The sequence below is a fragment of the Microbacterium sp. genome (assembly GCF_031179285.1).
GTDB lineage: Bacteria > Actinomycetota > Actinomycetes > Actinomycetales > Microbacteriaceae > Microbacterium.
Genome location: NZ_JAPSHY010000008.1, coordinates 132,942 through 151,796, shown reverse-complemented (window position 1 = coordinate 151,796; position 18,855 = coordinate 132,942). Strand labels below are relative to the sequence as shown.

The window sequence follows — 18,855 nt, the reverse complement described above, 5'->3', positions numbered from 1 at the left end:
TATGTGAACACATCCGGCCCCGGGTCGGGGCGGCGCAGGTGGCGCGGGATGCGGCGACGACGGTCGCCCGGTTCGAACTGCATGGGCTCAGCCTAGAGAATCGTCGGTCTCGCCCTCGACCCGCCAGTCGACGGGCGCGGCGCCCTCAGTCTCGAGCAGGGCATTCACCCGCGAGAACGGTCGCGATCCGAAGAACCCGCGGCTCGCGGACAGCGGCGACGGGTGGGCTGACGCGACGACCGGCGTCGACCCCAGCATCGGCTGCAGATTCGCGGCATCCCTTCCCCAGAGGACGGCGACGAGCGGCTGCTGCCGCGCGACCAGGGTCCGGATGGCGAGCTCGGTGACCTGCTCCCAACCCCAGCCGCGGTGGGATGCCGGTGCACCCGGTCGTACGGTGAGCACCCTGTTGAGCAGAAGCACTCCCTGGTCGCTCCAGGCGGTGAGGTCACCATGGGGCGCCGGCGGGATGCCGAGGTCGCTCTCGCGCTCCTTGTAGATGTTCGTGAGGCTCCGCGGCAGCGGCCGCACGTGGCGCTCGACGGCGAAGGAGAGTCCGATCGGATGTCCCGGCGTGGGGTACGGGTCCTGGCCCGCGATGAGGACGCGCACCTCGTCGAGCGGACGCTGGAAGGCTCGCAGGACGTGCTGCCCGCCGGGCAAATAACCACGGCCTTCGGCCTTCTCCGCGCGCAGCCGCTCGCCGAGATCCGCGATCACACCCTGCATCGGGGCGAGGGCCTCGGCCCACCCTGCATCGATCACACCGTCGGAGGCCAGCTCGGCGAGGGACTTCGGCACGGATCAGCCGTCGAGGCGCACGCGCAGCGGGCCCCTGGCGAGCAGGTGATGTGCGGACTGGGCGACGGGGCGCATGGTGATGAGGTCGAGGTTGACATGCCCCGGCGCGTTCAGCGCATACGCGATCACGTCGGCGACGTCCTCCGCCACGAGCGGCGCCTCCACACCCGAGTACACGGCTTCGGCGGCGACCGCGTCGCCTCCGAGTCTGTTGAGCGTGAACTCCTCGGTGTGCACCATGCCCGGAGCGACCTCCACGACCCGGATCGGCTCGCCGTTGAGCTCCTGCCGCAGGACTCGCACCAGCATCGCCTCCGCGGCCTTGGCTGCGTTGTACCCGCCTCCTCCCGGATAGGCGACCTGCGCCGCCGTCGAGGTCACGAAGACGGTGTCGGCATGGCCGTCCTCATCCGCCGCGCGGCGAAGCAGAGGCAGCAGGCCCGCCACGAGCCGCTGGGTCGCGACGACGTTGACATCGAACATCCACTGCCAGTCCTCGGTCGAGGCATCCTCGACGCGGTCGGTGCCGCGCGCGCCACCTGCGACCTGCACGAGAGCATGCACCGGGCCGGAGGACTCGAGTTCGGTCACGAGAGCGCTCACGGCTAACGGATCGGTGAGGTCACAGGCGATCGCGGAGGCCCCGGTCTCCGCGACGAGGGAGGCGAGCCGCTCCTCGCGCCGGGCGACGCCGACGACGTCCCATCCGCTGGCCCTCAGGGCGCGGGCGGTCGCCGCGCCGATCCCTGAGCTCGCACCGGTCACCACTGCACGCCTGTTCGCCATGCCTCCACCGTACGATGTTCCGCCCGGATTCGTCTTCACCGACTGTTACGTCACATGTCCGCGTCGTTGTTGACACGCGCCGGTGTTCCGTACTCTCGCTGAAACGGCATCCGCCATCCGACCTTCCGACCGTTCCAGGGGGAACACATGTCCGCACCCGACACCTGGCGTTTCGAGACCAAGCAGATCCACTCCGGCGCGGCTCCCGATCCGGTGACCAAGGCTCGCGCCACGCCGATCTACCAGACGACCTCGTACGTCTTCGACAACGCCGACCACGCAGCGAACCTGTTCGCCCTCGCCGAGTTCGGGAACATCTACACCCGCATCCAGAACCCGACCCAGGACGTGCTCGAGCAGAGGCTCGCCGCGCTCGAAGGGGGCACCGGCGCCCTCGTGCTCTCCAGCGGTCAGGCAGCGACCACCTTCGCGGTGCTCAACATCGCCGAGGCCGGCGACCACTTCGTCGCATCGAGCTCGATCTACGGCGGCACCTACAACCTCTTCAAGTACACACTGGCCAAGCTCGGCATCGAGGTCACGTTCGTCGAGAACCAGGACGACCCTGAGGAGTGGCGCCGCGCCGTCCGCCCGAACACGAAACTGTTCTTCGGGGAGACGATCGGCAACCCGCAGATCAACGTTCTCGACATCCGCACCGTCGCCGATGTCGCGCACGAGAGCGGCCTCCCCCTGATCGTCGACAACACGATCGCCACCCCGTACCTCATCCGTCCGTTCGAGCACGGCGCCGACATCGTCGTGCACTCGGTGACCAAGTTCCTCGGCGGTCACGGCACCACCATCGGCGGCGTCGTCATCGACGGCGGCAAGTTCGAGTGGTCCAAGAACGTCGACAAGTTCCCCGGGCTCACCGTTCCGGATCCGTCGTACCACGGCGCGAGCTACACCGCGGCGGTCGGCGACGGACTCGCGTACATCATCAAGGCCCGTGTGCAGCTGCTGCGCGACCTCGGCTCGGCGATCTCTCCGCAGAGCGCCTGGAACCTCATCCAGGGCGTCGAGACGCTGTCGCTGCGCATCGAACGGCACGTGCAGAACACGCAGGAGATCGCCGAGTGGCTCGACAACCGCGACGACGTCGCCGCCGTCAACTACTCGGGCCTGCCGTCGTCGCCGTGGTACGCCGCAGCGAACGAATACGCCCCGAAGGGCGTCGGCGCCGTGCTCTCGTTCGAGCTCAAGGGTGGCGTCGAGGCCGGCCGGGAGTTCGTCAACAGCCTGACGCTCTTCAGCCACCTCGCGAACATCGGTGATGTCCGCTCACTGGTCATCCACCCGGCGTCCACGACCCACGCCCAGCTGACGCCCGAGCAGCAGCTCACCGCCGGTGTCACGCCCGGCCTCGTGCGCCTCTCCGTAGGACTCGAGAACATCGACGACCTCAAGGCCGACCTCGACCAGGCTCTCGCCGCGGCCCGCCGCGTCTCGGAGGCCGCTCGCGCCTGACGAACGCCTGCCTGTCACCCCGGATGCCCCGGACCACTGCAGTCCGGGGCATCCGGCGTTCGTGCGCCGATCCCGCGTTCTAGCGGCATCCGGGCGTCCTCGCCGTCCCGCGTTTCTTTCGCGGCATCCGAGCGCTGAAAGAAGACAGACGCCGGTTTCCACGCCTCAGAACCGACGATTGTCTTCTTTCCTGGGTCACGAGCGGGCAGCGATGGCGCGTCGAAGGCGACCGAGCACCGTCGCGCCGCCTTCCGACAGATCGAGCTCCGTCAATCGGATGACGATCCACCCCCCATCCTCCAGATCTCGCTGGCGGCGGATGTCGATGCGCCACTGCGCTCGCTCCGTCCGATGACCGTCGCCCTCGTATTCGATGGCGATCTTCAGCTCGGGGTACGCCAGGTCAACGCGAGCGATGAAACGCCCCTCGGACCGAACCTCCCACTGCACGACCGGCTCCGGGAGTCCGGCGGCGACGATCATGAGCCGCGTCTCCGTCTCCTTCGGAGACTCGACTCGCTCCCGCGCGAGCGGCACCGCCGTCTTGATCGTGCCGCTACCCGGGAAACGGCCCCAACTCTCCAGCCGGTCCACGATCTCACTCGTGGAGGCCATCGGTCGACCCGGACCCAGCCCCGGATACGCCGACGAGGTCGTGATGAGAGCATCTATCGCAGCAACCGCCTGGGCGACGGTGACCTCGGCCGCACAGGTGAACAGCGCGGCCACGGGATCCACCACCGGCAGCCCCTGCAGTATCCAGGTGTCAGCGCGAGATCTCGCGAGGCGACGACCCTTCACTCGGGCTGTTCGCGGAGAGGCGGCATCAGAGGGCACGATCACTTCGAGCGCTTCGGTCAGGCTCCACATCACGGGGAAGGGGATGCCCCAGAGTCGCATCGCCGTGCGGCCACCGAACCGATGCTCTCTGCTCATCCGAGGGAGGTAGCACTGAGCCAGTGCGCGCAGGTCTTCCGGGCGCGATGCCGAGCGCACGCCGTAGAAGGGTCGGTGGAGGTCTGCGGCGTCCCGACGTGACCGCCCCACACCTGCGGACACGGCCGCTCGCACGGCGAAGCGGTCGCTCAAGTTGCGGGGCAAAGGAGATCGACGTCGCACTCGCCCATCCTCGCCCGGTCCGCGACGCGACCTCGGGCAGTCGACCGTGATCTGGGGCCGATCTCGCTCACGCGGGCGCTTGTGCAGGATGAGTGCCGCGCGTTCCGCGCCGGCCCGCCGTGGGCAAAGAAGCCAGATGTCGCTTTCGGGGTCCGTGGAGCCGACCTCTGTCTTCTTCGATCGCGAAACCGTCGGCCAAGCGACAGCGCTACGGCGCGGTGATCGCGTAACGTTCGCCGGTCGGGGTGCCGACCGCGCGAGAATGGACGGATGGACTGGCAGACGACCTCTGAGGACACCGTGCCGTCGGCATTGGTGACGGAGGCCGATGTGCGCCTGCTGCGTGCGCGCCCGCCGGCCACCGGCGCCTGGCGCGACGGCGACCCGATCGGCAACCGGCGTTTCGCAGGATTCGGGGCGTTCCGCACCGAGAGCGGCGCCGAGCTGCCCGGCATCCGTCTCGCCTACGAGAGCTGGGGCGAACTCAACTCCGCCAGAGACAACGCGGTGCTCGTGCTGCACGCTCTCACCGGTGACAGCCATCTGCGTGGCGAAGCCGGGGCGGGGCATCCGACGGCGGGATGGTGGGAGGAGATCACCGGGCCCGGCGCGCCTCTCGACACCGACCGCTGGTTCGTCATCGCGCCCAACATGCTCGGCGGATGCCAAGGCTCGACAGGGCCTGCCAGCGTCGCCCCCGACGGCTATGAGTGGGCGTCCCGCTTTCCCTACCTGACCATCCGCGACCAGGTGGCCGCGCAGGTCCGGCTGGCGGACGCCCTGGGCATCGACGTCTGGGCCGCGGTGATCGGCGGTTCGATGGGCGGCATGCACGCCCTCGAGTGGGCGATCTGCCACCCCTCCCGCGTGGAACGCCTCGGCGTGCTCTCGTCGCCCCCGGTGACCACGGCGGATCAGATCGCGTTGAACACGGTGCAGACCGAGACGATCCGCATGGATCCGAGATTCCAGGGGGGTGAGTATTACGACCTCGCCGACGGCGATGGCCCCCACCGCGGTCTCGCGCTCGCCCGCCGCATGGCGCTGTTGAACTACCGCAGCCCCATCGAGCTCAATCAACGCTTCCAGCGCTCGTGGCAGTCAGGGGTGTCACCGCTCGGCCATGGCGGCCGGTTCGCAGTGGAGTCGTATCTCGACTTCCACGGCAACAAGTTCACGCGGCGGTTCGACGCCAACAGTTACATCACCCTCGTCGAGGCGATGAATTCGCACGACGTCGGTCGCGACCGGGGCGGCGTCGAGGAGGCGCTGCGCGGGATCACCGCGACGACGCTCGTCCTCGGAATCGACAGTGATCGGCTGTTCCCCGTCGACGGGCAGCACCGCATCGCCCGCAGCGTCCCGAACACCCTCGACGGCACCGAGGCCGTCGTGCTCACCAGCGATTTCGGCCACGACGGGTTCCTCATCGAGACCGGTGCCGTCGGCGCTCACCTGCGGCGCCTCATGGCGAGCTGATTCAGCCCGCCTCCGCCCGGATGAAACGCCAGGGCAGTGCACCGGTCTCGAGGCGATCCTCGCCCCAGGAGAACACCGGTCCTTCCGAGGTCGCCGTCATCCGGGTGCGGTACATCCGCGGCTCGTCGACGGATGCGAGCACCGCGTCGGCCGAGTCGAACGCCCGTATCCCCTGCAACGTGACCCAGGTCGGCGGGAAGAGCGTCAACTCCCCCGTCGCATGCCGCGCCAGCGCTCGGTCAGCGCGGATCCAGACCGTGTCGACGACCTCGTCGGCGGCAGCGAGGATTTCGCCGTCCTGAACCGTGCCGACGAAGAACCACGTGCGGATTCGTGTGGGCGCCTCGGCCGGTGGATGCCAGCAGGAGATCGGGACGAGGCCGGAGACCGCGATCCCGACCTCTTCGAACGTCTCGCGAATCGCCCCGCGGCGGGCGTCGTCGACCTCCGCAGCGCCCTGCAGCCTGTCGATGTCTTCGACCCGACCGCCCGGAAAAACCCAGGCATCCGCGAACGAGCCGCGCGCCGGCCGTCGCATCAGCAGCACCTCGACGCCATCCGAGCCATCGCGAAGCAGCACAGCGGTGCCGGCCACGGGGAGGTCGTCGGAGTGGCTCACTCCGACACTCTACGACCGAGCGACGACGCGCCGGGCGGTTGTCCGCGCCTCGATCCGATACGACAACAGGGCGATGAGGAGACCGGCCGCGGCGAGCGCGGCCCCCGTCCACGCCGGAGCGACGTAGCCCCACCCGGCCGCGATCACCGCTCCGCCGAGGAAAGCGCCGAGGCTGTTGCCGATGTTCAGCGCCGAGTGATTCAATGCCGCGGCGATCGACTGGTTGTCGCCGGCGACGTCCATCAGCCTGGTCTGGATCGTGGGGCTGAGCACGGACGAGACGAAGCCGACGATCACGACGAAGACGCACAGGGTCACCAGCCAGAACGAGAGCAGAGCGAGCACCGCGAGCACCGCCGTCATCGCAGCGAGGCCCAGCAGCAGGGTGCGGCGCAGATCCAGGTCGGCGAGATGACCGCCCACCAGATTGCCGGCGGTCATGCCGACGCCCATGAGCACGAGGACGATCGGCACCACCCATTCCGGCGTGTTCGCGACCTCGGTCACCAACGGAGCGATGTAGCTGTACACGGCGAAGAACCCGCCGAACCCGATCGCGCCGACCGCCAACGTGAACCAGACCTGCGGGAAACGGAAGACGCCGAGCTCCGCGCGCATCGTGCGCCCGGGGTCGCCGGCGTGCTTCGGCACGAAGAGCCATATGCACAGCGTCGCCAGCGCGAACACGATCGTGACCACGAGGAATGCGGTGCGCCAGCCCCACTGCTGGCCGAGGGCGGTACCCAGCGGTACGCCGACGACGTTGGCGACGGTGAGACCGGTGAGGATGAACGCCACTCCCTTGGCCCTGTTGCCCGGCCCCATCACGTTCGCCGCGACGAGCGCGCCGATGCCGAAGTAGGCGCCGTGAGGAAGACCCGCCAGCAGCCGGGAAGCCGCGACGAGCTCGAAGGAGGGCATAACGACGGTCAGCGCGTTGAAGAGCGTGAGCGCGAGCGCGAGCACGATCATCACGCGATGCCTCGGGAAGCGCGCCACGAACCCGGCGATGGTGGGAGCGCCGATGACCACGCCGAGCGCGTACAGCGAAATCAACCATCCCGCCTGGCTCAGCGCATCCTCCTGACTGACGATCCAGAGCGCTGGCAGCAGATCGCCGGCGATGTCGGGCAGCAGGCCCATGACGACGAACTCGGTCATGCCGATGCCGAAGCTGCCGATGGCGAGAGAGAGGAGCGCCCTCTTCGCCGCACCCCTCGACGCGGTCGAGGGAGTCACTCGTTCATGCTAGCGGTCCGCCGCGTCGTCGATCGCCGCCTCGAGCCGTTCGATCTTCGCATCGAGTTCGCCGGAGTATCCGGGACGGATGTCGGCCTTCAGCACCAGCGATACCCGTGATCCGAACGGCATCACGGCTTCGGTCGCCCGCTTGACGACTCCCATCACCGTGTCCCAATCGGGACCCTCGATCTCCGTGAACATGCTGGTCGTGCGGTGGGGCAGCCCGGACTCGCGGACAACGCGGACGGCGGCGGCGACCGCGTCGTGCACGGAGTCGCCGGCGCGATCGGCGCCGCCTGCCGGTGAGCCGCTGGGAGCGACCGAGAAAGCGATGAGCATGGGAGTACCTCCGGTTTTCAGGGTGTGACAGGCACCCGCGCGAGTGCACGGATGCCGAGGGCGAGCAGGACGATGAGCAGGACGTTGCGCACACTGAGCAGGATGACGGGAAAGAGTTCTGCGTGCAGCAGCGCGTCATAGCTCAGCGGATAGATGAGGCAGGTGAGCGCGCACAGCGCGAGAACGAGCACGGCCGGCGTCTGCGCCCGGGCCCGGTCGAAGACGAACCAGAGGGCCACGGGGGCGATGAACCACGTCTGGAACTGAGGAGAGCCGACTTTGTTCGTGACGATGAGGGCGGTGACGAGCGTCAGGGCGAGGGGCGGAAACAGTCGCCCGAGGGATGCTCCGCGCCAGGACTTCACGGCGCCGACGACCGCGACGACGAGAACCGTCAGCATCATCAGGCCAGTGAGCACGGTGGCGACGCCGTCTGCGCCGTCCGCGGCGATCTGGAACGTCAGGATGTCGAGGCTGTACTCGATCTGCGCCGGTCCTCCCGCGACCATGAGCCACAGGAAGGGGGTCGCCGCGACCGCCTCGATCTGGAGGCCTCGACCGGTCTGCTCGGTGAGGAAGCCGAGCAGCTCGGAGTCCGCACCCAGCAGGACGAGCGTCACGACGATCGCAGCCGTCACAGCGGCGGCGGCGATCAGCATCCGCTTGCGCTGTCGTCCCGCGATGATCGCCGCGACGATGAGCACGCCCGGCCAGATCTTGATCCAGGCTCCCGCCGTGAGCACCGCGGCGGCGAGAGCGGGCCTCGTCAGCAGCCACAGCCCTCCCGCGACGGCGAGCGGAACCGTGATCGCGTCGATCCGGTACATCGCGATCGGGCCGAGCAGCAGCAGCGCCGCGCACCAGAACCAGGCGGCGGTGCGCCGGCCGCGCGAGGCCGAGCCGCCGAGGAGAAGCGCGAAGGCGACGGCATCGAGCGCCGTGACGAGCATCGCCCAGGCGACGAGATAGGCGCCGGACGCACCGAGGGCGGACAGCAGCGGCAGTGACATCGCTTTCGCGGTCAGCATCGGCAGCAGCGCGAGCTGGGGATACACCCACGATTCGGTCACGCCGACGACCGCTCCGCCGCCGAGCGCGGATGCCGACCACGGCTCGTACACCAGCACGACGTCGCCCATGGGCTGGCTGGGGTAGATCCAGCCGAGCACGGCGACGAGCAGGTGCACGGCGAGGAACACCGACCACAGTGCGACCCGCCCGCCGACGCGGACCCGCCTCACGAGAGCAGGTCCGCGACAGCCGCGGGAAGAGCCTCCGCCACGTCCATCGCGACGATCGGATGGCCGTGTCCACCGCTCGATTCCGGCACGCCTGCTGCGATGTACCCGGCATGACCGTGCAGCCACGCGCCGGCGGCGGCGGTCTCCAGGAGCGGGGCGTGCGGGTTCGCTGCCACCAGCGCTCCGAGGATGCCGGCGAGCACATCGCCGGTGCCGGCTGTGGCGAGCCATCCCGTGCCGGCGGCCACCGAGATGACGGAGCCGTCCGGTCCGGCGAGCAGGGTCTCCGCGCCCTTCAGGAGCACGATCGCGTCGAGCGCGACGGCGGCCTGCGCGACCTGGGCCGTCCTGTCCCCCGCCGTACCCAGCCGCAGCCGATCCATGAGGCGCGCGAACTCACCGCCGTGCGGGGTGATCAGCGTCGGGGCGGCAGTACCACCGGCGAGGTCGAGCGCCCCGGCGTCCACGACGACCGGCGCCTTCCCCGCGAGGATCTCCACGAGGGCCGACCGCTCGGCCTCCGTCCGGTTCGCCGCTGCCGTGCCTGATCCGATGACCCAGGCGCCTACCCGGGTCCGACCGACGTCCGTCGCGGCGACCGTCTCCGGGCGTCGGGCGATCACGGCATCCGCCGCGCGGCCCTCGCCGACATAGCGCACGAATCCGGCGCCGGCCCGCCACGCGGCTTCGACGCCGAGGACCGCAGCTCCCGGATAGGCGTCGGAGCCGGTGCGCAGCGCCACGACGCCCCTTGAGTACTTGTCGTCGGCGGCCGTGGGTACGCGCAGGAAGGGCACCGTGTCGGATCTCGACCATCGACGTACCTCGATCATGTGTCCACGGTAGCGCCCCGATCTTCGGCGCGTGCCGAGGCCGGAGTACGGTGAGCTGGTGAGTCTCCTCTTCTCCCCGTTGAGCATCCGTTCCGTCACCGCCCGCAATCGACTGTGGGTCTCGCCGATGTGCATGTACAGCGCCGTCGACGGGATGGTTCAGGAATGGCACCACGGCCATCTGACGCAGTTCGCCTCCGGTGGGGCGGGGCTCGTCGTGGCTGAGGCGACCGCGGTGGTTCCCGAGGGACGCATCTCCCCTCGGGACGCCGGGCTGTGGAATGACCGGCAGCGCGACGCCTGGGCCCCGATCGTGTCGGCCGTCCACGACCGCGGCGCGATCGCCGGCATCCAGCTCGCGCACGCGGGGCGCAAGGCGTCGGTGTGGTGGCCGTGGGCCGCGCATCGCGGTTCGGTGCCGGCAACCGATGGCGGATGGACGACGGTCGCTCCGTCAGCGGTCGCATTCGACGGGTTCGAAATGCCTTCCGCACTCGACACCGACGGCATCGACCGTGTCGTCGACGCCTTCGCTGCGGCGACCCGTCGGGCGCTGGAAGCCGGATTCGACGTTCTCGAGATCCACGGTGCCCACGGGTACCTCCTGCACCAGTTCCTCTCTCCCCTGTCGAACCGACGCACCGACGAATACGGCGGAGATCTGACCAACCGGGCACGACTCCTGCTGCGTGTCGTCGACGCGGTACGGCATGCGGCCGGCGACGACGTTCCCCTGTTCGTGCGCATCTCCGCGACCGATCATGCCGACGGCGGTTTCACGCCGGAGGAAGCTGCCACGGTCGGCGAGTGGGCCCAGGAGCACGGAGCGGACCTGATCGACGTGTCCAGCGGCGGGCTCGTCGCGCATCAGCGTGTCCAGGCCCACCCGGGTTACCAGGTGCCGCTCGCGGCGACCGTGCGGCGAGGCGGCAGGATCCCGGTCTCGGCGGTGGGCCTGATCACCGCGGCGGAGCAGGCAGAGCAGGTCCTCGCCGACGGTGCGGCCGATGCGATCTTCGCCGGTCGCGAATGGCTTCGCGACCCGCATTTCGCCCTCCGTGCGGCCCACGAACTCGGCGCCGACGTCGACTGGCCCGCCCAGTACGAGCGGGCCAGATGGCGCTGAGCATCACTCGCCTCGGCTGATCACCCTCCGGGTCGCGTCCTGCACCTCGCCGACGAGTTCTTCGAGGATGTCCTCGAGGAACAGCACCGCCGTCGTGTCTCCCTGCGCGTTGCGCACCTTCGCCAGGTGGCGACCCGCCCGGCGCATCAGTGCCAGCGCGTCTTCCAGATCGGTCTCCTCGTGCACCGGGACCATGTGGTTGATCCGCTTCGCCGGCACCGGCTCCGCGGCCTTCGCCACCGCGTCCGCACCATCGGATGCACGCAGGATGTCTTTCAGGTGCACGTACCCGATCGGCCCGCCCTCGGCATCGACGATGACGTAGCGTGAGAACCCGTAGCGCGCGACAGCACGCTCGACCTCGTCAGGTGTGGTCGTCTGCGGCAGACACACGAGATCGCTGAGAGGAACCGCGATGTCACGCGCCTTCTTGTCGGTGAACTCGAGCGCCGCCGCCAGGGTGCCGGCGGTGTCCGACAGCACCCCCTCACGACGGGACTGGTCGACGATCGTCGCCACCTCGTCGAGCGTGAACGTCGATGCCGCTTCGTTCTTCGGCTCGACCCGGAAGAGTCTCAACACGCCGTTCGCGGCCGCGTTGAGCGCCCAGATCACGGGCATGAAGATTTTCGACACCCACACCAGCGGCCCCGCGAGGATCAGGACCGCACGGTCCGGGATCGAGAACGCGAGGTTCTTCGGCACCATCTCGCCGAAGACCACGTGCAGGAACGACACGATCAGCAGAGCGATGATGAAGGCGACCGTGTCGACCACGGCGTCCGACCACCCGATCAGGTGCAGCGGCTCCGCGAGGAGGTGGTGGATCGCGGGCTCGGAGACGTTCAGGATCAGCAGCGAGCAGATCGTGATCCCGAGCTGAGAAGTCGCGAGCATGAGCGTCGCGTGCTCCATGGCGTAGAGCGCGGTCTTCGCCGGGCGCGAGCCCTGCTCAGCGCGAGGCTCGATCTGCGACCGTCGCGCGGAGATCACCGCGAACTCCGCGGCGACGAAGAACGCGTTCGCCGCGAGGAGGACCACGAGCCAGATGAGGCCTGCCCAGTCGTTCATCGCGATCCCCCCTCGGCGTCGTCATGCGGTCTCGGCACGTAACGGATCCGGTCGACACGGCGACCGTCCATCCGGACCACCTGCAGGATTCCGCTGTCGAGAGTCACCTCGTCGCCATGCGACGGCACGCGCTCGAGGACGCTCATGACGAAGCCGCCGACCGTGTCGTAGACATCGCCCTCGGGCACGACCACGCCGGCGCGCCGGCGCAGCTCGTCCGGGCGCAGCTCGCCGGGGAACGTGATGCCGTCGCGTCCGCGGACGATGCCCGCCTTCGAGCGGTCATGCTCGTCCGACACCTCTCCGACGATCTCCTCGATCAGGTCTTCCAGGGTCACCACGCCCGCTGTTCCGCCGTACTCGTCGACGACGACGGCCAGCTGATACCCGCGAGCGCGCAGCTCGGAGATGAGGCCGTCGACGTGGACCGTCTCCGGGACCCGCAGCGGCTCGGTCGAAAGCGCCCCGACCGGCACCTCGGCGCGGCGCTCGCGCGGGACGGAGACGGCGGCCTTCAGGTGCACGACGCCGGTGATGTCGTCGAGGTCGTCGTCATACACCGGGAAGCGACTGTGGCCCGTCCGGCGGGCGAGCTGGATGACGTCGTCCGCCGAGTCCCCAGCTGCGATCGCGTGCATGCTCGGACGCGCCGTCATCACGTCCGCGGCGGTGAGGCGCGCGAAGCTCAGAGTGCGGTCGAGCAGACTCGCGGTGTCGGCCTCGAGCACACCCGCGCTCGCAGAGCGGCGCACCAGCGACGACAGCTCCTCCGCGGTGCGCGCTCCGGAGAGCTCCTCCTTCGGTTCGATCCCCATACCCCGCAGCACGCCGTTGGCGCTGCCGTTGAGGACCACGATCGCGGGCTTGAACACGGCGGTGAACGCCGTCTGGAACGGAACGACCAGCTTCGCCGTGGCAAGCGGAAGCGCGAGGGCGAAGTTCTTGGGAACGAGTTCGCCGAGGATCATCGACAGCACTGTGGCGACGGTCATGGCCACCACCGTCGCGATCGGCGCGACCGCCTCTTCGGGAAGCCGCCACGCCTGCAGGGTGGGCCCCAGCAGGTTCGACAGCGCCGGCTCCATCGTGTATCCGGTCAGCAGCGTGGTCAGCGTGATCCCGAGCTGCGCCGAGGACAGGTGCGTGGACGTATGCCGCAGCGCGCTGATCGTGAGCGAGAGCCGCGACTCGCCGCGAGCCTGGCGCGCCTCGAGGTCGGCGCGATCGAGATTGACCAGCGCGAACTCGCTGGCGACGAACAGGCCGGTGCCGACCGTGAGCAGAAGCCCCACGCCCAACATGATGTAGTCCATCAGAGCTTCCTCTCCGTGTGGAGAGGCGGGCGGTGGGGCGAACTACTGCAACTGGGAGGGTCGTCCATGGTGCCGCTGATTCTACAGAAGTCGGCTGTGTGCGCGAGTTCGGGGCGACGGCGCCGCTACCAGCTGACGGGCAGCGCCTTGCCCTCTTCGTACCCTGCCGCCGACTGCAGGCCGACCAGCGCCCGGTCATGGAATTCGGGCACGGAGGCGGCGCCGGCGTAGGTGAACGACGAGCGGACGCCGGAGGTGATCATGTCGATGAGATCCTCGACACCCGGTCGCAACGGGTCGAGGTAGATCCGCGAGGAGGAGATCCCCTCCGCGAAGAGCTCCTTGCGCGCGCGTTCGTACGCGTCGAGCCGACCGAAGCGGGCCTGCACCGCCTTCGTCGAGGCCATCCCCCACGACTCCTTGTAGAGGCGTCCGTCTGCATCGCTCTGCAGCTCGCCCGGAGCTTCGATCGTGCCGGCGAACCACGACCCGACCATGACCGACGCCGCACCCGCGGCGAGCGCGAGGGCGACGTCCCGTGGGTAGCGCACCCCGCCGTCGGCCCAGACATGCGCGCCGAGGCCCCGGGCGGCCTCGGCCGTCTCGAGCACGGCGGAGAACTGCGGCCGTCCGACCGCAGTCATCATCCGCGTCGTGCACATCGCGCCCGGACCGACCCCGACCTTGAGGATCGACGCACCGGCGTCGACGAGATCGGCCACGCCGTCCGCCGTGACGATGTTGCCGGCCACGATCGGCAGCCCGAGGTCGAGTGCGGCCACCGCGCGCAGCGCCTCGAGCATGCGCTCCTGGTGGCCGTGTGCCGTGTCGACGACCAGCACGTCGACACCGGCTGCTGCGAGTGCCTTCGCCTTCGCGGCGACGTCGCCGTTGATGCCGATCGCGGCCGCCACGATCAACCGGCCGTCGGCGTCGACCGCAGGGGCGTACAGGGTGGAGCGCAGGGCGCTGCGGGCGCTCAGCGTGCCGACCAGGTGGCCGTGATGCACCACCGTCATCATCTCCACGCCGGCATCGGTGATCACATCGAACGCGTGCCGCTCCGAACCGATGTCGTCGGCGTCGAGAGCCGGCGTGCCTGAACGGACGAGATCCCCGAGCTGAGCATCCGGCAACGCCGTCGCGAGCCGTGCCGCCGGGAGGATGCCGAGGATGCGGTCCACCTGCACCGCGCCGCCGCCTTCGGCGACGACGATGCCGTGTCCTGCGACCGCTGGAAGAAGCCGCAGCGCATCGGCCACGGACGCCTCCGGGGCGAGCACGATCGGAGTGTCCCAGAGCACGGGCTGCGATTTGACGTCGCGGATCGCGGCATCGAGGTGCTGCAAGGGCATGTCCTGTGGCAGCACGCCGATGCCACCGCGACGCGCGAGCACGGCAGCGAGCCGCGGACCGGTCACGGAGTTCATGTTCGACGCCACGAGCGGGATGGTCGCCGCCGTGCCGTCCCGCGGGGCGAGATCGACCTGCAACCTGCTCGTCACCGCGGATCGGCGAGGCACGAGGAAGACATCCGAATAGGTCAGATCGACGGTCGGCAGCGCACCTGAGAACTCCATGTCTCCACGCTACCCACGTCGCCCCTCATCCGGCTCGATGAGTCGCCTGACAGACGGGGGAAACACGTTAGGCTTGTGTGTTGAGAGTATGCGGACCCGGGCGCATCCTGCCCTGTCGTTCGTGCAGACGGATTCAGCGATGAAAGAGGGCGATCGAGCGTGTCGAACCAGGTGACCGGCGTCGGGGGCGACGGGGGGTTCGGAGCCAATTCCTGGCTCGTCGAGGAGCTCTACGAGCAGTTCAAGGAGAACCGCGACTCCGTCGACAAGGAGTGGTGGCCGATCCTGGAGAAGTATCAGCCGGATGCCGCAGGCAACGCCGCACCGGCCGCAGACTCACAGGGTGCGCACCCTGTGACCGCGCCGATCCCGGTGATCGGCGCACAGCCGGTCGCCCGCACCACGACGAAGCCGGCAGCAACGGCTCCCATCCCCGCCCAGGCGCCGAAGCCGCAGGTCAAGGAGGAGCCAGCCGAGGCTCCCGAAGAAGACAAGGTCACCGTCCTTCGCGGCATGACCAAGACCCTCGCCGCGAACATGGACGAGTCCCTCTCCGTCCCGACCGCGACCAGCGTTCGCACGATTCCGGCGAAGCTGATGATCGACAACCGCATCGTCATCAACAACCACATGGCGCGCACGCGCGGTGGCAAGATCAGCTTCACGCACCTCATCGGCTGGGCACTGATCCAGACGCTCAAAGAGTTCCCGAGTCAGAACGTGTTCTACGCCGAGGTCGACGGCAAGCCCTCCGTCGTCGCCCCCGCCCACGTGAATCTGGGAATCGCCATCGACCTGCCGAAACCGGACGGCACGCGTGCCCTGATGGTGCCGAGCATCAAGCGCGCCGACACGATGACGTTCACCGAGTACCTGTCGGCATACGAGGACCTCGTCACCCGAGCTCGGGCCAACAAGCTCACCGCGGCCGACTTCCAGGGCACGACCGTCTCGCTGACCAACCCCGGAGGCATCGGCACCGTGCACTCGGTGCCGCGGCTGATGAAGGGGCAGGGCTGCATCATCGGCGCCGGAGCCCTGGAGTACCCCGCCGAGTTCCAGGGATCGAGCGAGAAGACGCTCGCCGCCCTCGGGATCGGCAAGACGATCACGCTCACGAGCACCTACGATCACCGCGTCATCCAGGGTGCGGGCTCCGGGGAGTTCCTCAAGAAGGTGCACGAGCGGCTGCTCGGTCAGCGCGGCTTCTACGACGACATCTTCGCCGCGCTCCGCATCCCCTACGCCCCCATTCGCTGGAATCCGGACATCGCCGTCGACCTGGCCGAGCGCGTCGACAAGACCGCGCGCGTGCAGGAGCTCATCAACTCCTTCCGGGTGCGCGGCCACCTCATGGCCGACATCGACCCGCTGGAGTACGTGCAGCGCTCGCACCCCGACCTCGAGATCGAGACCCACGGCCTCACGTTCTGGGATCTCGACCGGGAATTCGTGACGAACGGGTTCGGCGGACGCCGGATCGCGAAGCTCCGCGACATCCTGGGCGTCCTGCGCGACTCCTACTGCCGCACTCTCGGCATCGAGTACATGCACATCCAGGATCCCGAGCAGCGTCGCTGGTTCCAGGAGAAGGTCGAGGTCAAGTACCAGAAGCCCGGTCACGACGAGCAGCTGCGAGTCCTGCGCAAACTCAACGAGGCGGAGGCATTCGAGACGTTCCTGCAGACGAAGTTCGTCGGCCAGAAGCGCTTCTCCCTCGAAGGCGGAGAGTCACTGATCCCGCTGCTCGACGAGATCCTTCAGGGCGCCGCCACCGCCGGCCTCGACGGCGCAGCCATCGGCATGGCTCACCGTGGCCGCCTGAATGTGCTCACCAACATCGCCGGCAAGACCTATGGGCAGGTCTTCCGTGAGTTCGAGGGCCTGGCGGCGACCGGCAACCAGCGCGGCTCCGGCGACGTGAAGTACCACCTCGGCACCGAGGGAACCTTTGTGGCGGACGACGGCTCCGAACTGCCCGTGTACCTCGCGGCGAACCCGTCGCACCTGGAGACGGTCGACGCCGTCCTCGAGGGCATCGTCCGCGCGAAGCAGGATCGCAAGCCCATCGGCACGTTCTCCTGGCTGCCGATCCTCGTCCACGGCGATGCCGCGTTCGCCGGCCAGGGCGTCGTGGTCGAGACGCTCCAGATGTCGCAGCTGCGCGGCTACCGCACCGGTGGCACGATCCACGTCGTGGTCAACAACCAGGTGGGCTTCACCACGACACCGAGTGACGCCCGTACGTCGGTCTACGCCACCGACGTCGCCAAGACGATCCAGGCTCCGGTCTTCCATGTCAACGGCGACGACCCCGAGGCCGTCATCCATATCGCCCAGCTGGCCTTCGAATACCGCGAGCGGTTCCACCGCGACGTCGTCATCGATCTCGTCTGCTACCGCCGACGCGGGCACAACGAGGGCGACGACCCGTCGATGACGCAGCCGCTGATGACCGACCTCATCCAGGCGAAGCGCTCGGTTCGCCGCCTCTACACCGAGGCGCTCGTCGGCCGCGGCGACATCACCGAGGAGGAGTACGCCGCGGCGAAGGCCGACTTCCAGAATCGTCTCGAGATCGCCTTCGCCGAGACGCACGCCGCAGAGACCGGCACGACGCCGATCGTGCCGGATGCCGCACCGGTCGACGAGCAGGTCGGCGCGCCCGATGTCACCGGCGTCTCCCAGGAGGTCATCCAGCTCATCGGCGATGCCTTCGTGAACAAGCCCGAGGGTTTCACCGTCCACCAGAAGATCCAGCAGCTGCTCGACAAGCGCCTCGACATGAGCCGCAACGGCGGGATCGACTGGGGATTCGGAGAGCTCCTCGCGTTCGGCTCACTCCTGGTCGAGGGCACGCCGGTGCGACTGGCCGGGCAGGATTCGCGCCGCGGAACCTTCGTTCAGCGGCACGCGACTCTCCACGACCGGGCGAACGGTCAGGAATGGCTGCCGCTGGCGAACCTCTCCGACAGTCAGGGCCGCTTCTTCGTCTACGATTCGCTGCTGAGCGAGTACGCCGCCCTCGCCTTCGAGTACGGCTACTCCGTCGAGGCCCCGGAAGCCCTGGTGCTTTGGGAGGCGCAGTTCGGCGATTTCGTCAACGGCGCACAGTCGGTCATCGACGAGTACATCTCGGCAGCGGAGCAGAAGTGGGGTCAGTATTCCAGCGTCACGCTGCTGCTTCCTCACGGTTACGAGGGTCAGGGGCCCGATCACTCCTCGGCACGCATCGAGCGTTTCCTTCAGCTGTGCGCGCAGGAGAACATGATCGTCGCGCGGCCGTCGACGCCGGCATCGCACTTCCACCTGCTGCGTCGTCAGGCGTACGCGCGTCCGCGCAAGCCGCTCATCGTCTTCACCCCGAAGGCGATGCTGCGCCTGCGCGGCGCGACGAGCCCGGTGGAGGCATTCACCAGCGGCCGCTTCGAACCCGTCATCGATGATGACCGGGGTCTCGATCGGGAAGCCGTCAAGCGTGTCCTGGTGCACTCGGGCAAGATTCATTGGGACCTGCGCAGCGAACTCGAGAAGAACCCGAATCCGGAGATCGCGCTGGTCCGCCTCGAACAGCTCTACCCGACTCCGATCAACGCCCTCAAGACGATCACCGACTCGTATCCCAACGCCGAGCTGGTGTGGGTGCAGGAGGAGCCGGAGAACCAGGGAGCCTGGCCGTTCCTCGCTCTCGCCTTCGCCGATGTGCCGGGAGACCGCGTCTTCCACCCGGTGAGCCGAGCGGCATCCGCTTCTCCCTCCACCGGCTCCTCGAAGGTGCACGCGAACGAGCAGGCGGCGCTGCTGCGCGAAGCGCTGACGCTGGGCTGATCCCACGC

Annotated in this window: 15 protein-coding genes; 4 read left to right on the top strand and 11 right to left on the bottom strand. The window is 68.7% G+C overall.

What is annotated here, in order from left to right:
• Positions 1-87: 87 nt before the first annotated feature.
• Both RIN18_RS07405 and RIN18_RS07400 read right to left on the bottom strand, forming a co-directional pair.
• Positions 88-801: a uracil-DNA glycosylase gene (locus tag RIN18_RS07405; RefSeq protein WP_309103311.1), complete on the bottom strand. Its 714-nt coding sequence runs from the start codon at positions 799-801 to the stop codon at positions 88-90.
• Between the two features lie 3 nt (positions 802-804).
• Positions 805-1,587 (bottom strand): SDR family oxidoreductase, encoded by a 783-nt coding sequence (locus tag RIN18_RS07400; protein ID WP_309103310.1) that lies wholly within the window; start codon positions 1,585-1,587, stop codon positions 805-807.
• 147 nt (positions 1,588-1,734) lie between these two features.
• Here RIN18_RS07400 and RIN18_RS07395 point away from each other — a divergent pair, with 147 nt between their 5' ends.
• Positions 1,735-3,057, top strand: a complete 1,323-nt coding sequence (locus RIN18_RS07395; protein ID WP_309103309.1) for a bifunctional o-acetylhomoserine/o-acetylserine sulfhydrylase — start codon at positions 1,735-1,737, stop codon at positions 3,055-3,057.
• A 195-nt stretch (positions 3,058-3,252) separates the two neighbouring features.
• On the opposite strand, the gene RIN18_RS07390 is transcribed toward RIN18_RS07395, so the two are convergent.
• A complete protein-coding gene (locus RIN18_RS07390) occupies positions 3,253-3,993 on the bottom strand; it encodes a hypothetical protein (RefSeq protein WP_309103308.1) in 741 nt (246 codons plus the stop codon).
• 453 nt (positions 3,994-4,446) lie between these two features.
• On the opposite strand from RIN18_RS07390, the gene RIN18_RS07385 reads away from it, so the two are divergent.
• Entirely contained in the window at positions 4,447-5,655 is a 1,209-nt protein-coding gene (locus tag RIN18_RS07385; RefSeq protein ID WP_309103307.1) for a homoserine O-acetyltransferase, read from the top strand.
• A gap of 1 nt (position 5,656) precedes the next feature.
• Here the strand turns inward: RIN18_RS07385 and RIN18_RS07380 are convergent, their stop codons facing one another.
• From RIN18_RS07380 to RIN18_RS07360, 5 genes are read right to left on the bottom strand one after another with little or no spacing between them, the layout of a single operon-like run.
• Positions 5,657-6,274, bottom strand: coding sequence for an NUDIX hydrolase (locus tag RIN18_RS07380; protein ID WP_309103306.1), 618 nt, complete (start codon positions 6,272-6,274; stop codon positions 5,657-5,659).
• Positions 6,275-6,283: 9 nt separating this feature from the next.
• Positions 6,284-7,513, bottom strand: coding sequence for an MFS transporter (locus tag RIN18_RS07375; RefSeq protein WP_309103305.1), 1,230 nt, complete (start codon positions 7,511-7,513; stop codon positions 6,284-6,286).
• A 9-nt stretch (positions 7,514-7,522) separates the two neighbouring features.
• On the bottom strand, positions 7,523-7,855 hold the full coding sequence (locus RIN18_RS07370) for a thiamine-binding protein (protein ID WP_309103304.1): 333 nt from the start codon (positions 7,853-7,855) through the stop codon (positions 7,523-7,525).
• Positions 7,856-7,872: 17 nt separating this feature from the next.
• Positions 7,873-9,096, bottom strand: coding sequence for a hypothetical protein (locus RIN18_RS07365; RefSeq protein ID WP_309103303.1), 1,224 nt, complete (start codon positions 9,094-9,096; stop codon positions 7,873-7,875).
• Positions 9,093-9,929, bottom strand: a complete 837-nt coding sequence (locus tag RIN18_RS07360) for an ADP/ATP-dependent (S)-NAD(P)H-hydrate dehydratase (protein ID WP_309103302.1) — start codon at positions 9,927-9,929, stop codon at positions 9,093-9,095. The genes RIN18_RS07365 and RIN18_RS07360 overlap by 4 nt, the downstream gene beginning before the upstream one ends.
• 58 nt (positions 9,930-9,987) lie before the next feature.
• On the opposite strand from RIN18_RS07360, the gene RIN18_RS07355 reads away from it, so the two are divergent.
• Positions 9,988-11,055: an NADH:flavin oxidoreductase/NADH oxidase gene (locus tag RIN18_RS07355; RefSeq protein ID WP_309103301.1), complete on the top strand. Its 1,068-nt coding sequence runs from the start codon at positions 9,988-9,990 to the stop codon at positions 11,053-11,055.
• 3 nt (positions 11,056-11,058) lie between these two features.
• Here the strand turns inward: RIN18_RS07355 and RIN18_RS07350 are convergent, their stop codons facing one another.
• The 3 genes from RIN18_RS07350 to RIN18_RS07340 all read right to left on the bottom strand — a co-directional run bounded on the left by RIN18_RS07350 (position 11,059) and on the right by RIN18_RS07340 (position 15,019).
• Positions 11,059-12,126 carry a hemolysin family protein gene (locus RIN18_RS07350; protein ID WP_309103300.1) on the bottom strand — a complete coding sequence of 356 codons (1,068 nt, stop codon included), beginning with the start codon at positions 12,124-12,126 and terminating at the stop codon, positions 11,059-11,061.
• Entirely contained in the window at positions 12,123-13,439 is a 1,317-nt protein-coding gene (locus RIN18_RS07345; protein ID WP_309103299.1) for a hemolysin family protein, read from the bottom strand. Before RIN18_RS07345 ends, RIN18_RS07350 begins: the two co-directional genes overlap by 4 nt.
• Positions 13,440-13,564: 125 nt before the next feature.
• Positions 13,565-15,019, bottom strand: a complete 1,455-nt coding sequence (locus tag RIN18_RS07340) for a GuaB1 family IMP dehydrogenase-related protein (protein ID WP_309103298.1) — start codon at positions 15,017-15,019, stop codon at positions 13,565-13,567.
• Between the two features lie 159 nt (positions 15,020-15,178).
• Between RIN18_RS07340 and RIN18_RS07335 the strand changes: the two genes are divergently transcribed.
• A complete protein-coding gene (locus tag RIN18_RS07335; protein WP_309103297.1) occupies positions 15,179-18,847 on the top strand; it encodes a multifunctional oxoglutarate decarboxylase/oxoglutarate dehydrogenase thiamine pyrophosphate-binding subunit/dihydrolipoyllysine-residue succinyltransferase subunit in 3,669 nt (1,222 codons plus the stop codon).
• The last annotated feature ends 8 nt before the right edge of the window (positions 18,848-18,855 follow it).

Bases quoted from the DNA above. Each gene is read 5' to 3' on its own strand.
- RIN18_RS07400 (WP_309103310.1), bottom strand. From the start codon at position 1,587: ATGGCGAACAGGCGTGCAGTGGTGACCGGTGCGAGCTCAGGGATCGGC.
- RIN18_RS07395 (WP_309103309.1), top strand. From the start codon at position 1,735: ATGTCCGCACCCGACACCTGGCGTTTCGAGACCAAGCAGATCCACTCC.
- RIN18_RS07390 (WP_309103308.1), bottom strand. From the start codon at position 3,993: ATGAGCAGAGAGCATCGGTTCGGTGGCCGCACGGCGATGCGACTCTGG.
- RIN18_RS07385 (WP_309103307.1), top strand. From the start codon at position 4,447: ATGGACTGGCAGACGACCTCTGAGGACACCGTGCCGTCGGCATTGGTG.
- RIN18_RS07370 (WP_309103304.1), bottom strand. From the start codon at position 7,855: ATGCTCATCGCTTTCTCGGTCGCTCCCAGCGGCTCACCGGCAGGCGGC.
- RIN18_RS07360 (WP_309103302.1), bottom strand. From the start codon at position 9,929: ATGATCGAGGTACGTCGATGGTCGAGATCCGACACGGTGCCCTTCCTG.
- RIN18_RS07350 (WP_309103300.1), bottom strand. From the start codon at position 12,126: ATGAACGACTGGGCAGGCCTCATCTGGCTCGTGGTCCTCCTCGCGGCG.
- RIN18_RS07345 (WP_309103299.1), bottom strand. From the start codon at position 13,439: ATGGACTACATCATGTTGGGCGTGGGGCTTCTGCTCACGGTCGGCACC.
- RIN18_RS07340 (WP_309103298.1), bottom strand. From the start codon at position 15,019: ATGGAGTTCTCAGGTGCGCTGCCGACCGTCGATCTGACCTATTCGGAT.